This window comes from Acidimicrobiales bacterium (assembly GCA_033344915.1).
Classification (GTDB): domain Bacteria; phylum Actinomycetota; class Acidimicrobiia; order Acidimicrobiales; family Aldehydirespiratoraceae; genus JAJRXC01.
Window position 1 is genome coordinate 3,441,828 of sequence record JAWPML010000001.1, and the last position, 13,740, is coordinate 3,455,567.

Annotated in this window: 11 protein-coding genes; 5 read left to right on the forward strand and 6 right to left on the reverse strand. The window is 69.4% G+C overall.

All coding sequences use genetic code 11. The features are described 5' to 3' along the window. The first annotated feature begins 42 nt into the window (after positions 1-42). The gene (locus tag R8F63_16585) at positions 43-2,406 is read left to right on the forward strand and encodes a Calx-beta domain-containing protein (GenBank protein ID MDW3220228.1); all 2,364 of its coding nucleotides are present in this window, start codon (positions 43-45) and stop codon (positions 2,404-2,406) included. A 19-nt stretch (positions 2,407-2,425) separates the two neighbouring features. Here the strand turns inward: R8F63_16585 and R8F63_16590 are convergent, their stop codons facing one another. Both R8F63_16590 and R8F63_16595 read right to left on the reverse strand, forming a co-directional pair. Then, positions 2,426-3,367: a hypothetical protein gene (locus tag R8F63_16590; GenBank protein MDW3220229.1), complete on the reverse strand. Its 942-nt coding sequence runs from the start codon at positions 3,365-3,367 to the stop codon at positions 2,426-2,428. After that, positions 3,364-4,035, reverse strand: coding sequence for a hypothetical protein (locus R8F63_16595; protein MDW3220230.1), 672 nt, complete (start codon positions 4,033-4,035; stop codon positions 3,364-3,366). Before R8F63_16595 ends, R8F63_16590 begins: the two co-directional genes overlap by 4 nt. Before the next feature lie 89 nt (positions 4,036-4,124). Here R8F63_16595 and R8F63_16600 point away from each other — a divergent pair, with 89 nt between their 5' ends. Further along, positions 4,125-4,847, forward strand: coding sequence for an FkbM family methyltransferase (locus R8F63_16600; GenBank protein MDW3220231.1), 723 nt, complete (start codon positions 4,125-4,127; stop codon positions 4,845-4,847). Next, entirely contained in the window at positions 4,844-5,875 is a 1,032-nt protein-coding gene (locus R8F63_16605) for a glycosyltransferase family 4 protein (GenBank protein ID MDW3220232.1), read from the forward strand. Before R8F63_16600 ends, R8F63_16605 begins: the two co-directional genes overlap by 4 nt. 3 nt (positions 5,876-5,878) lie before the next feature. On the opposite strand, the gene R8F63_16610 is transcribed toward R8F63_16605, so the two are convergent. Together R8F63_16610 and R8F63_16615 are read right to left on the reverse strand one after the other, a co-directional pair. Next, positions 5,879-6,919: a glycosyltransferase family 4 protein gene (locus tag R8F63_16610; GenBank protein ID MDW3220233.1), complete on the reverse strand. Its 1,041-nt coding sequence runs from the start codon at positions 6,917-6,919 to the stop codon at positions 5,879-5,881. Then, positions 6,916-7,548, reverse strand: coding sequence for a hypothetical protein (locus R8F63_16615; GenBank protein MDW3220234.1), 633 nt, complete (start codon positions 7,546-7,548; stop codon positions 6,916-6,918). The genes R8F63_16610 and R8F63_16615 overlap by 4 nt, the downstream gene beginning before the upstream one ends. A gap of 153 nt (positions 7,549-7,701) precedes the next feature. On the opposite strand from R8F63_16615, the gene R8F63_16620 reads away from it, so the two are divergent. Beyond that, positions 7,702-10,968 (forward strand): CmcI family methyltransferase, encoded by a 3,267-nt coding sequence (locus tag R8F63_16620; protein MDW3220235.1) that lies wholly within the window; start codon positions 7,702-7,704, stop codon positions 10,966-10,968. A 2-nt stretch (positions 10,969-10,970) separates the two neighbouring features. Next, positions 10,971-11,663, forward strand: coding sequence for a hypothetical protein (locus R8F63_16625; GenBank protein ID MDW3220236.1), 693 nt, complete (start codon positions 10,971-10,973; stop codon positions 11,661-11,663). Between the two features lie 18 nt (positions 11,664-11,681). Here R8F63_16625 and R8F63_16630 read toward each other — a convergent pair whose 3' ends face one another. Both R8F63_16630 and R8F63_16635 read right to left on the reverse strand, forming a co-directional pair. Then, positions 11,682-12,686, reverse strand: a complete 1,005-nt coding sequence (locus R8F63_16630) for a phytanoyl-CoA dioxygenase family protein (GenBank protein ID MDW3220237.1) — start codon at positions 12,684-12,686, stop codon at positions 11,682-11,684. After that, positions 12,683-13,672 (reverse strand): phytanoyl-CoA dioxygenase family protein, encoded by a 990-nt coding sequence (locus R8F63_16635; GenBank protein MDW3220238.1) that lies wholly within the window; start codon positions 13,670-13,672, stop codon positions 12,683-12,685. Before R8F63_16635 ends, R8F63_16630 begins: the two co-directional genes overlap by 4 nt. Positions 13,673-13,740: the final 68 nt, after the last annotated feature.

Consider the following 13,740-nt stretch of genomic DNA (forward strand, 5'->3'; position numbering starts at 1 on the left):
TGCATCCCACCAGGTGAACCAAGCACCTGAAAGGGAACCACCATGTCTCTCCGTCCGCTTCGCATCGCGCTGGTACTGGCGCTCCTCGGGACGCTCGTCGCGATCGCGCCGATCAGCACCCGACCGGCGGCCGCCATCGTGGGGCCGACGACCGTCCGGGTCAGCGTCAGCTCGTCCGGCGCCCAGGGGAACGGCGCGAGTACCGATCCCGCCATCGACGGCGACGGGTCGGCGATCGTCTTCACGTCCGCCGCCTCGAACCTCGCCGCGGATCCCAACAGTGTGCTGGACGTGTTCGTCCACGACCTGTCGACGGGCGTCACCGAGCGGGTGAGCCGGGCCCCGGGGGCGTGCCAGGCCGGCTGCACCCACGGCTCCATCGAGGACAGTGGCAATCGCATCGCGTACCTCGACGGGATCTGGCAGACCGGGGTCGGCCGGGTGCGCTTCATGTACCGCAGCAACGGTCGCCAGATCCTGATCGAGGATCGCCGAACGCTCTGCGGGACCTACTGCGAGGCGGGCGGCAACGACGGCTCGTTGAACTTCACCAACTCCATGCGGGCGCCGGAGATCTCCGGCGACGGGTCTCGGATCGTCTACGCGGTCGGCGCCTACGGGAACTACAACACGGCCTTCTGCGTCGTCGGCGGAGGCAACGCCATCCAGCGCGCCGTCGCCAGCTACGACGGCAACGTCGACCAGACGCTGATGCGTAGCTGCGGCACCCCGACGCAGATCCACGGCATGATGACGCCTTCGCCGTCCGACAACGCCGGGCGCGTCGCCTACGAGGCGCAGACCTATCAGACCACGAACAGCGGGACCTGCATCGGCCGGTCCGAGATCATGGTGGCGAACGGCCCCACGACGACCTGGGGCGGCACGTCGAGCCCCGGCACCTGCATCAGCGACTGGGGTGCCGTCGACGACCCGATGATCTCGGGCAACGGCTCGTGGGTGGTGTTCACCAGCAATCGAGCGTCCTTCGTGTCCGACACCAACAATGTCGACGACGTGTTCCGGATGCGCTACGACGGTGCCGCGATCAGCCGCATGTCGGTCAGCTCCGGCGGCTCCCAGGGCAACGGAGCGAGCTTCGATCCCGCGATCTCCGACGACGGCCGCATGGTCGCCTTCGCCTCCGACGCCAGCAATCTCGTGAGCGGTGACGACAACGGGGCGACGGACGTCTTCCTCAAGGACTGGACGACCGGCGCGATCGAGCGGATCTCGACGGCGGTCGGTGGCGGCGACGCCAACGGTGCGTCGACCGAGCCCGCGTTGAGCGACGACGGCTGCACGGTGACCTTCACGTCCGCGGCGAGCAACCTGGTCAACGGCGACTCCAACGGCGTGACGGACATCTTCGTTCGTCGGTCGAGCCTCCCGGTCTGCAGCGCGGCGCCGACGGCCGGGGACGACGCGGCGGCGACGGTCGCCGACCAGCCGGTCACGATCCCCGTGGCCGCCAACGACACCGATCCGTACGGACCGGCGGCATCCGCCGACATCCACCTGGTGACCGGGCCGGCCGACGGTGTCGTGACCGACGGCCCCGGCGACGGCGAGATGACGTTCACACCGGATCCCGGGTTCGTCGGGGCCACCAGCTTCACGTACGAGATCTGCAACCTGACCCTGCAGTGCGACCTCGCGACCGTCGCGGTGACCGTGCACGCCGTTCCGGTCGTCACCGGTGGCACCGCGACGATCCTCGAGGGGGACAGCGGCACCCGAACGGTGTCCGTCGACATCACACTCGACGTCGCACCTCTCCTCCCCGTCACCGTCGACTGGAGCGTCGGTGGTGGCCCGGGCGACGCCGTCGCCGGAGTCGACTACACCGCGGCCTCCGGCACCGTCACGTTCGCCCCGAGCGTCACGACCGCCTCGGTGGACGTCGAAATTCACGGTGATCTCCTCGACGAGGGCGATCCCGACCGCGAGTACGGGACGGTCGTCCTCTCCGACCCGACCAACGCCGTGCTCGCTTCAGGCGCCGACGGGACGTTCTGGATCGATGACGACGACGCGGCGCCGGTGATGACGCCCGGCATCGTGCTCGTCACCGAAGGCGACAGCGGTCCGACCGTCGTGAGCGTGCCGGTCACGCTGTCGGCGCCGAGCGGGAAGACCATCGAGGCCAGCTGGGAGACGGTGGACACGCTGACCTACCTCGTCCCCGGCGTCGACTATGTGGCCGACTCCGGCTCGGTCACCTTCCTCCCGGGCGAGACCAGCACCACGATCGAATTCACGGTCCTCGGCGACACCGTCGACGAACCGGGGATCTTGTTCGGAACCGAGTGGGCACTGGTCCGCTTCTTCGACGAGAGCAGCGTCGACTTCGCGCCCGGCCTCTTCGGCCGGTATGCGTCGATCTTCATTGCCGATGACGACTGACGATCACCTGACCAGGTGTTCAGCCGACCGCGTCGAGGATGGTCGTGCGCACGAGCGTCAGCTTCGCCGTCGTGTCGGGGTCGAGCCCGGCCGGCACCTCGGGGACCGGCTCGTGGTGCACGGCCGCCTTCAGCACGGCGGCGCTGAACTCGGCCACCTCGAGGCGGGCGGGGTTCCAGTTCTCCCGATCGACAGTACCGAGGTCCATGAGTCCGCCCTGACCGACGGTCTCCGGCGGCGAGAGATAGTGCGACATCCCGCCGATGTGCAGGAGGCTCGCGTGCTCCCGATGCTCGAGACGGTGACCCGACTCCTGCAGGAACACGTTCAGGAGCTTGCCGGTGTCGTAGAGCCAGTAGTTCTGCCCTGCGGCGGCCAGCACGGCGAGCGCCTCGTCGGAGAGACCGGCGCCGGACCCGAATCCGATGTCCCACCGTTCGCGCACCTCGAGGAGCGCGTCACGGCGATACATCGCGAAGTGGGGGCTGCCGAACAGGTAGCCGTCGGGGCCGTAGAAGTACTCGCCGTTGACGCCCGCGTGTCCCTCCGGGATCACGTCGGACTCGGACCAGATGCCCCGACCGGAGGTGATGCCGGCTGCCCCCGCGGCCAGGCGGTCGGCGAAGTCAGCGACGTAGGGGCCGGACGCGGCGATGTCGCTGTCCACGAGACAGAAGAACTCGCCGTCGTCGCGGGTGGTGAGGATCCGGTCGAGCGCCGCGCCGTGCGTGATCATCGCGTCGTCGGACACGACGATCATCTCCACGACACGACCGGGGTGGGCCTCGGCGAACGCCTCCATGAGACCGATCTGGTCCGGAGCACAGGCGTTGAGGACGAAGCGGAACCGCGCGTCGCTCTGCGCGAGCTGGGTGGCGACGAGATGCGACAGGTACGGGAAGACGATGCCCGTCCACACGATGTTGAAGACGAAGTCGCGATCGGGCGCTCGGTCGGTCATCGGACCTGCACCGCCGGGAAGTCGGCGATCTCCCGCGCCAGTTCGCCGTACATGGCATCGAGCGGCTCTCGGACCTCGGCAGGGGTGCGACTCCAGTCACTGTGCCGGTCCTCGTAGCGCAGCGGCTCGAACCCGGCGGGGAGCCCGACGAAATCGGCCAGTTCGTCCCAGGCGTCCTCGATCAGGTCGAAACGCAGGAACATCACGGGATAGTCGCCCGGATGATCGAGCCAGCCCCTGAGGTGATCCGCCATGGCGAACTCGTCCACACCGGCCTCGAGGAAATCCGGCAGTGAACCGAGCGTCGGCGGCGGCTCGCCGAGACCCGTGGGCGTGACGTGCATCGCCTTCCAGTGGCCCACCTGATACGAGCGGCGGAACAACGACAGGACGGCATCGCGGGGGTCGCCGACCGGATACACGACCCGAAAGCCCTCCGGCACCACGTCCGCGGCCGGTGGCCGGCGCAGGTGCTTGTGAGGCCACTGACCGGGTCCGCGCGGCAGGTCGAGATCGGCGTCGACGAACGCGCGAGTGAGCGAGGTCGTCCCGGATCCGCCGAACGACGTGACCTGCACGGTGTGGGGAAACGCGAACGGATCGCCGGCCGCCCGGTGTTCGAGGATGACGTTCTCCAGCGCGCGGGAGACGAACCTGTCGGAGTCCACGGCCGCGAGGGTACCGCCTGCCCTCGGCGTGAGATACGGCCGCGAGACCCATTCGCGCCCCGGGGCGCACGCCCTAAGCTTCGCGGGTTGTGAAGCTGACGATCGACGCCGACCCCCCGTTCGAGTTCGAGTGCGAGGACACGATCGCGTCGGCGTGGGTGTCCAAGGGGATCCTCGAGGACCAGACGTATCCGGTCCTTCCCTTCGTCGATGACGTCCGGATCGTCGTCGACGCCGGCGGCAACTGCGGGGCCACCGCGGTGCACTTCGCCCGGCACTACCCCGAGGCCGAGATCCACACGATCGAACCCGGAAGCCTCCAGCGGTCGATCCTCGAGCGCAACGCCGCCGCGTACCCGAACATCACGATCCATCCGATCGCTCTCGCCGACGACGACGGCGAACTTCCGATCTACCAGGGGGCCGAGGACAGTGGCATGACGTCGCTCACCCCGAGCGAATGGACGGCGGACGACCACGAGATGGTGTCCGTACGTCACGCCGGGCGGTGGGCGGCCGACACCGGTCTCGCCCGCATCGACATCCTGAAACTCGACGTCGAGGGATTCGAGGCAGCCGTGCTCGCGAGCCTCACCGCGTTGCTGCCGACGATCAAGGTGCTCTACGTCGAGTACGACTCGCGTGACGACCGCCGTCGCATCGATCACACCCTCGAGGCGACCCACGACCTCTATGCGGGGAAGGTCTTCCTGGACCAGGGGGAGGTCGTCTATCTCGCGAAGGCGATCGCCGACGATCCGGCGGCGACGAACCATCTCCGTTCGCTCTTCGATCCCGGTCAACGGGCGTGAAGCTCTCCTTTCCGGTTCCGAGCACTCGCCATCCGGTCGGCGGTGTCGCCATCACCTACGAGTTCGCCACCGCACTCGCCCACCGCGGTCACGACGTCACCCTCCTGCACCACGAACTGTTCGGTGACGACGCGGTTGCGTCACTCGATGAACTCCCCTGGTTCACGTTCGACGCTGCGGTGAACCACCAGTTCGTCGAGGGTGGCGTCGCGGACGTGTCCGCCCTCCCCGACGCCGACGTGTTCGTGGGGCACGCTCCCGCGGTCGACGAGAACCCACGGCTCGGGCTTCCGGTCAAGGTGATCCAGGGGTGGCGCATGTACCCCGAGGCGCACGAGATCGCCGCCTATCGGACCCGGGCGCCGAAGGCGTGCGTCGCCCGCTGGCTGCTGCGAATCGGCACCGAGCTCGGCGTCCCGGAGCACGAGCTGATCCACACCCCGATCGCCCTGCACCACGATCGCTTCTCGCTGCGCGAACCGATCGAGGATCGCCGACCGCATGTCGTGTTCTGCTGGAACTCGCATCCGATGAAGGGCGGCGACCTCGCCATCGAGGTCCTCGGCCGCCTGCACGAGGAGCGTCCCGACGTGCGGCTCTCCGCGTTCGGCACCTGGGCTCCACCCGAGATCCCGACCTGGTTGACATATCACCGCGAGCCTGAACCGGACGTGCTCGTGGACGAGCTGTACAACACGGCGTCGGTGTTCCTCTGCTCCAGCGTGGTCGAGGGCTTCGGACTGACCAATCTGGAGGCCATGACGTGCGGGGCCGCCCTCGTGACCACCGATTGCGGCGGCCCCGAGGACTACGCCGAGCAGGAGATCACCGCCCTGGTGAGCCCGACGATGGACGCCGACGCCCTGCTCGCCGCGACCCTGCGCGCAATCACCGACGACCCGCTGCGCACCGCAATCGCGCGGGCGGGACGCGATCGTGCCCTCGGGTTCACGTGGGACCGCAGTGGTGCGCTCATGGAGTCGTTCTTCGCCGACTACCTCGCCGATCCGGGCGCCTTCGGGCGCTGACGTTCAGCGCAGTTCGGGCCGCTCGGGCCCCGGTTCGACGAGAAACGGTGCGGGATCGGCAACGTACGCGCCGATGGCTGTCTCCAGCCTCGCCCCCACGTCGTCCCAGTCGAACGTGCGGGCGTGCGCCGTCGCGGCCTGCGCGTAGGCAAGCCGACGCGGCTCGTCGTCGTGCAGTGAGATCACGGCTCGTGCGACCGCTGGAGCGTCGTCGATTGCGACGACGTCGGCCGTGCGCCCCGGGAGGGCGTAGTCCTCCGAGCCGCCGCAGTCGGTGGTGACCAGCGCCGCGCCGCACGCCATCGCTTCGAGCGGGGTGAGCCCGAAGCCCTCGTTGCGGCTGGTCTGCACGAAGATCCGGGTGTCGCTGTAGATCTCCGTGGCGAGCTGCTGGTGATCCGGTGAGTCGATGAACGCGACACCCGCGGGCAGGTCGTCGGGCACCCGTCGACCGAAGACGGTGCCGCGGATGTCGGGCCGCTGCGCCCGGAGCTGTTCCAGCATCGCCCTCGCCGTGGGCCAGCCCTTCTCGCGGAATGGGTGGTGCAGCACCGTCACGTCGATCGACCGATCCGTGAGCGGCCGATGGGGACGGAACACGTCGTGATCGAGCCCCGGTGGCACATGGACCATGCGCTCGCGGGGCACGCCATAGCTCTCACCGATCCGGAGCAGCCACGCCGCCACGCAGACCTTCAGACCCGGCGAGCGGAAGGCATCGGCCTCCCACTGCTCCGAGAGCATCCGATGACCCTGCACGACAGTGACGGGCAGACCGAGACGCTCCGGAGCGGCCGAGTGGAAGACCACATCGGACGCCGGCACGGCCGGGTCGTCGAGCGCGTCGACGAGATGGTGGACCACGTCCGCCTGCCGGCAGACCGCGGGGATGTCGTCGAGCGAGGAGACCCGATCCGGCCACGCCGGACCGTGAAGGAAGTGCACCTCCACGCCGCGGCGGCTCAACGCGTTCGCGAACTCGTAGAGCACCGCCTCGCCGCCCGTGACGTTGCCCGTCGACGGGTAGACGAACGTGGCGATCATCCGTCGCCCGAGCCGAGGACACGCGCCGGGATCCCGACGACCACGGCGCCCGGCGCGACATCGCGGGTGACAACGGCGTTGGCGCCGACCTCGGCGCCGGCGCCGATCTCGTGGTCACCGAGCACGCGGGCGCCCGTGCCGATCCGGGCACCCTCACGCACGACCGGCCCGTGGAATGCACCGGCCTGCAGACCGATCGTGGTGAACGGTGCGATCACGACCCTCGTTTCGATGACGGTGATGCCATCGATGACCACCTGGCCGTGAGGGAGGTAGACCCCCGGCGCCATCTCGACGGGATCGCCGATACAGATCTGGCCCCGGGAGATCGAGAGGAGGTGCAGCAACCGGGGAAGCACGGGCACCCGCCGGACCCGCAGGGCGACGCGGGCGCGGTACAGCACCTGCGCCAGGAAGGCGTCGGCGGTGAAGCACAGACGGACCACGAGCACGATGGCGTCGAGGGCCCCGTCGACCTCGTCGATCTCACCGCGGTTGCGGGCGGCCATGCGGGCATCGGCCATGACGGCCTCGCGGAACCCCGGCTGACGAGCGCGCCACTCGGCCCAGAACTCCTCGCGCCCCGGGGTGTTCTCGACCCCGATCCAACGCTCGCGACGTGTGGCCATGACCCGCAGAGGGTACACGGCGTGGACTGGGCCTAACATTGGTCCCCGAGCTGGGCCGGGTGGTCCCCTTGACCGCTTCAGGTGGTCGGCTCCACACTATCCGTGGTCCACTCGCCGCCGCGACCCCTGACTCTCCGCACCTGAGGAACCTGCATGTATCCGTTCTGGGACACCGTCATCAATCCGCTCGTGCTCATCGCGGATGCCCGCCGCATCGTCGAGATCGGGGCGCTGCGGGGTGAGACGACGGCGAAGATGCTCGATGACCTCCGCCCCGACGCGGAGCTGCACGTCATCGATCCGCTGCCCCAGTTCGACCCGAGCGCCCACGAGGCCGCCTTCCCCGGTCGCTACATCTTCCACAAGTCGCTCAGCCTCGAGGTGCTTTCCGACCTCCCCGCGTTCGACCTCGCCCTGATCGACGGCGACCACAACTGGTACACCGTCTACAACGAGTGCCGCGAGCTCGCCGCCGGGGCCAAACGGGCCGGCGAGCCGCTGCCACTGATGATCCTCCACGACGTCGGGTGGCCCTACGGTCGCCGCGACCTCTACTACAACCCCTCCGACATCCCACAGGAGCACCGCCAGCCCCACGAGCGCAAGGGCATGATGCCCGGGCGAACCAAGCTGCTCCCGGCCGGCGGCATGAACATCACGCTGGAGAACGCGGTCGAGGAAGGCGGGCCCCGCAACGGCGTGCGCACCGGCCTGGACGACTTCATCGCCGAGCACGACAAGCCGATCCGGCAGGTCATCCTCCCGATCTACTTCGGGCTCGCGATCGTCGCCGACGAGGAGTACCTCGCCGCCCATCCCGACGTCGTGGCGTTCCTCGACCGGCTCGAATCCCACGAGGGCACCCAGGAACTCCTGGAGCTCTCCGAACAGATCCGCCTCGAAGGGGTCGTCTTCGAGCACAACATCGACCGGATGCGCAACGAGCGCCTCGGTCGGGCGACGGACCGCTACATCGACCTGCTGAAGGGCAGCCTCCTCGACGAGCACTATCTGGAGAACGAAGAGCGCATCGACTACCTGCTCGCCTGCCTGCGCAGCGGCCGCGACCTGAACGAGGAGGAGCTGCGCGACCCCGTCAAGGCCCGAGCCCGGAACATGCGCGAGCGCCGCGCCGCTCGCGAGTCCGGCGCGCCCGGCGCCACCGACCGCCCCGGTCACTTCGCGTACGCGGACATGGGCCGCGAACGCCTCGACCAGCTCGAGGCCGCACTGCGCCGGGCCGACGACGACGGCGTGGATGGCGACATCGTCGACGTCGGCGTCGGCCGCGGCGGCTCGTCGATGTTCATGAAGGGCCTGCTCGACATCCTGGAGACGCCGAACCGTGCGATGTGGGTGGTCGACGAGTTCCGGGCCTCCCCGCCTGACGGAGCCCGGTCCTGGCGGGAGGCCGGCACGGCCGACCTGCTGTCGGACCTCAACCAGGTGCGCGACGGGTTCGCCCGTTTCGACCTGCTCGACGACGACGTGCGCTTCCTCCAGGGCAAGCCCTCCAACACGCTCCCGGACGCCGACATCTCGTCGATCGCCGTGCTGCGCCTCGGCCCCGGCCTCGGCGCCGAGGCCGGTGCCGCCCTCGAGGCGCTCTACGACCGGGTGGCACCCGGCGGCATCGTCGTGGTCGAGGACGAGCACGACCCGCAGACTGCGGCCGCGGTGCAGGCGTTCCGCACCGAGCGCGGCATCGACGACTTCGATCGCATCGCGTGGACCGGTACGGCGTGGATCAAGGCCGACGAGACCGTTCCCGCGGCTTCGACGTCGGTGGTCCGCGACCGCGCCCCGCTGGCGCCCACCGTCGGGGGACGACCCACCGACCGGCTGGATCTGTCGATCGTCGTCGTGTTCCACAACATGCGCCGCGAGGCCGAACGCACGTTGCACTCGCTCACGCGCGGCTACCAGCGCGGCATCGACGACCTCCACTACGAGGTCATCGTCGTCGACAACGGATCCGACCCCGACCAGGCCCTCGACGCCGCGTTCGTGGAGAGCTTCGGCGCGGAGTTCCGTCTGCTCGACATGGGGGCCGATGCGCCGCCGTCGCCGACCCACGGCCTGAACGAGGGCATCGCGGCCACGACCGGCACGAACGTCGCGCTGATGATCGACGGCGCCCACGTGCTCACGCCCGGCGTGCTCCGTCACGGCATGACGGCCCTCGACGCCTACAGCCCGACCGTGGTCGCCACCCAACAGTGGTACGTCGGCCCCGGCCAGCAGCCCGACCTCGCCGAGGAGTACACGCAGTCCGACGAGGACGCTCTGTTCACGGGGATCGAATGGCCCTCGGACGGGTACCGGCTCTTCGAGATCGGCCACTTCATCGGCAGCCGCGACTGGTTCGACGGCATCCTCGAGAGCAACTGCCTCTTCGCCCCCCGGGAGCTCCTCGAGCAGGTCGGTGGCTTCGACGACAGCTTCTCGATGCCGGGTGGCGGCTACGCGAACCTCGAGATCTACGAACGGCTCGCCTCGCATCCCGACGTCACCCTGTCGAGCATCATCGGCGAAGGCTCGTTCCACCAGGTCCACGGCGGCACGACCACGAACGACACGGAGGTCGAAGGGCGTCGGGCCAAGACCTTCGGCTACGGCGAGGACTATGCGTCACGGACGGGCCGCACGATGCGAGGACCGGCTCGGACGGTCCGCTACGTGGGTGGGTTCGAGTCGGTGGCGTCGAACCGCACCCGCAGCCGCCGACTGACGGCCTCCTCGTTCGGCCGGGGCCGCGTCGACACCGGGGTCGACGGCCTCCCCGAGCGGGCCCACCCGATGCCCGACGAGCTGGTCACCTCGTTCGTCGACGCCTACTGGCACAGCCTCGCCTGGCAGGACTCCACCTGGCGGGGCCAGCCCCTCGTCAACGCGCCGAGCGACCTCCTCGTCTACCAGGAGCTGCTCGACCGGATCCGCCCCGACCATGTCGTCGTCACCACGGTGCCGGGCGCCGGCACCGCCCACTATCTGGCGACCGTCTGCGCTGTGCTCGGCCACGGCGAGGTCATCGCGGTGGGTCGTCACGGATCGGACCCGGCGAACCATCCCCGCCTCACGAAGGTGCGGGGCGTGCCCTCGGACGAGGAAACGATCGCCGAGGTCCGTGCCCTGGTCGGCGACGACCCCCACGCTCTCGTCGTGATCAGCTCCGGCGCGCCGGCGCCCACGCTCCAGACCGAGTTCGCGGCCTACTCGCCGATGGTCCGGCCGGGGAGCTACGTCATCATGGAGAACACCATCTACGGCGGTCACCCGGTCTGGCCGGCCTACGGCCCGTCACCGCTCAACGCAGTCCGCCGGATTCTCGTCGAGCACGGCGACTTCATGCAGGACACGCGGGTGGAGAAGCACGGACTCACGTTCAACCCGGGCGGGTTCCTGCGCCGTAGCGAGTGACCGTGGCCGACCGCTTCTTCTTCCTGCACATGCAGAAGACCGCGGGCACGTCGCTGTGGCAACGCCTCAACGAGGCGTTCCCCCGCGAGCAGCTCTATCCGGGCGAACACGACGGCCAGAAGCCCGACGTCACCATCCTGCCCGAAGCCGCGATCGCGGCAGTCGAGGCGCGCGGCGACGAGATCCGGGTCGTCACCGGCCACTTCCCGTTGTGCACCACGGAACTGCTCGGCGGCGGGTTCCGCACGTTCACCGTGCTCCGTCATCCGGTCGAGCGCACCCTGTCGAGCCTTCGGCACTATCGCGAGAAGACGCCGGGGATGGAGGACGTCCCGCTCGCCGAGCTGTACGAGGACCCGTGGCGGCGGCTCGTCATCCGGAACCACATGGTGAAGATGCTCAGCCTCACCGTCGAGGAGATGACCGGCGGGATGCTCACCGAGGTGGACTTCACCCCGGCGCGCCTCCAGCAGGCGAAGGACGCCCTCGACACGATCGACGTCGTCGGGATCCAGACCCGGTTCGAGCCGTTCTGCGACGAACTGGCCCGGCGGTTCGGATGGGACCTCGGGCCGCCCCGCTATGCGAATCGCACGAGTCGAACCGAAGCCCCGGAGGACCTCGTCGCCCGGATCGTGGAGGACCAGGCGGACGACATCGCGCTCTTCGAGTACGGCTGCTCGATCGCCGTCTGAGCCGCGCCCGTCAGCCGCTCAGAGCAGGATCGGAATCTGCCCGTCGGGGTACGACGACGGGGCGAAGAACCATGATTCGATCGCGTGCCGTTCACTGGTCATGCCCTCGCTCACGCCGGTGCGGTGCAGGAACAGGTGGTCGAAGAAGAGGGCGTCGCCGGCCTCGAATGTCGGGCGGACCACGGCCACGTCGCCCGCAGCCTCCGCGACCTTGTCCGGGGCGACGGACCAGTCGAACATCGCGCCCGGCGTGCCCGTCTCCACGATCCGGTCGAGGCGTCGGGGCACGAGATCGAGTGCCGGTGCGTCGACACCGCAGGGGCCCAGCGCCAGCCAGAGGTTGAGCGAGCGCACCTCCCGCCCCAGGAAGGCACCGTCCTGGTGCCAGTTCGTCTGGGTGTCGACCGGCACGCGGCGCAGGTTGCACTTGTTGGCCGACAGCGCCGGCCGCTCGCCGAGATAGTCGGCGACGAGGTCGCCCAGTCCGTGACGTTCGATCAGCTCGGTGAGGACGAACATCATGCGGGGCGAGTCAACGGTCCAGACGCCGCCGCTCTCCCGCATGAACTTCCGGCCGCCGATGCGATAGTCGCCGACCGACGGCGTGAACGGCGTGAACCATGGCGCATCGTCCGGGTCGCGGTGGCCGGCCTGGCGATCGTCGAACGCGGCGAACGTCCGATCGATGCCGTCACGGAGCTCGCCGGCCTCGGACTCGTCGATGAGTCCGCGCACCAGCACACAGCCGTGGGTGGCGATGCCGTCGCGCAGCGCGTCGGCCGTCAGTTCGTCTCTCGCCAACTCGGGCAGGTCCGCCCCGGATCGGGGACGCGGCGGCTCCGGCTCGACCGCGACCGGGACGGGGGGCGCGGCCTGGAAGAACGCCTCGTGTCGCAGCTCGACGAGCAGCGACTCGAGCGCCGGGTCCGCGCCGCCACGCAGCGCCTCGATCGCGGCATCGAGCGCCGCGACGGGGTCACCCGCGTCGCGCAGGGCGTCGATGCGGTCCCGCACCGGGGTCACGACGTCACCGGAGGGCGTTGCCCCTGGCGGGCGGCGGTCCGGGCCTGCTGCTGCAGGAACTCCGCGATCAACTCGTCCTCGCTCAGCGTCTCGACGATCTCGAGCTCCTGGAAGGGCACGACGTCGTAGTCCAGATCCCGCCAGTAGTACTGGAACTCGTCGCTCCTCCACTGTTCGTAGATCTCGTCCCAGCTGAGCCGGCCGAAGTGGGGTTCGAGGCACCCGGCCGTGAGCGCCTCACCCTCGAGTTGCCACCGGAAGTCGATCGACAGCCGGAAGAACATGCCCGAGAGGTTGTGGAGGGCGGCGTGCACGGTGAGGGACGGGAAGACGAGGACGTCGCCCGCCTCGAAGCGCGTGGTGACCCACCGGCACTCCTCGAGCATCTCCGGCGGGAGCATCGCGCACCGGTTGCCGGCCCCCAGATGGTTGGTCAGGGGCAACGGGCCCCACTTGTGCGATCCGCGCAGGATCGCGAGCCCGCCGAGCTCGGCCGCCATGTCGCCGAGCGGGATCCAGGTCGCCGTCAGCTTCTCCGTCCCCTGATTGTTGGGATAGTCCTGGTGGGGCGGCGTGCTGATCGCCTCGAAGTCGGGGAACACCAGCCGCGCGATCTTGAGTGGATGGGGGAAGGCCGACTCGCCCAGGGCCGCTCGCATCGCGGCGACCAGTGCCGGCTGGTGGGCGAGCGTGTGGAACGACTCGAGCTTCTGCACGCGATCGAGCGCGTCGAAGAACGCCGGATCGCCCTCGCGGGCGGGTTCGATGCCGACGCGCCCGGCCATCGGCAGCGCTTCCGGGTCCGTCCAGCCGGCCTCGCCGAGGGCGCGCAGCACGTCGCGACGCACCGCCAGGACGTCGTCGCGGTCCAGGAGTTTCGGCAGGTAGAGGTAGCCGTCCTCCTCCAACCGGGCGCGCAGCGCGACGGGGTCGTCGACGATCGAGGTCGACTCGCTCATCGGCAGGAATGCCCAGTCGTACGTCATCGCGAAACGTCCATCGCGCAGCTGAGGGTAGCAGCCGGATCGACCACGAAGAAGGGTCAGAGCGCCGC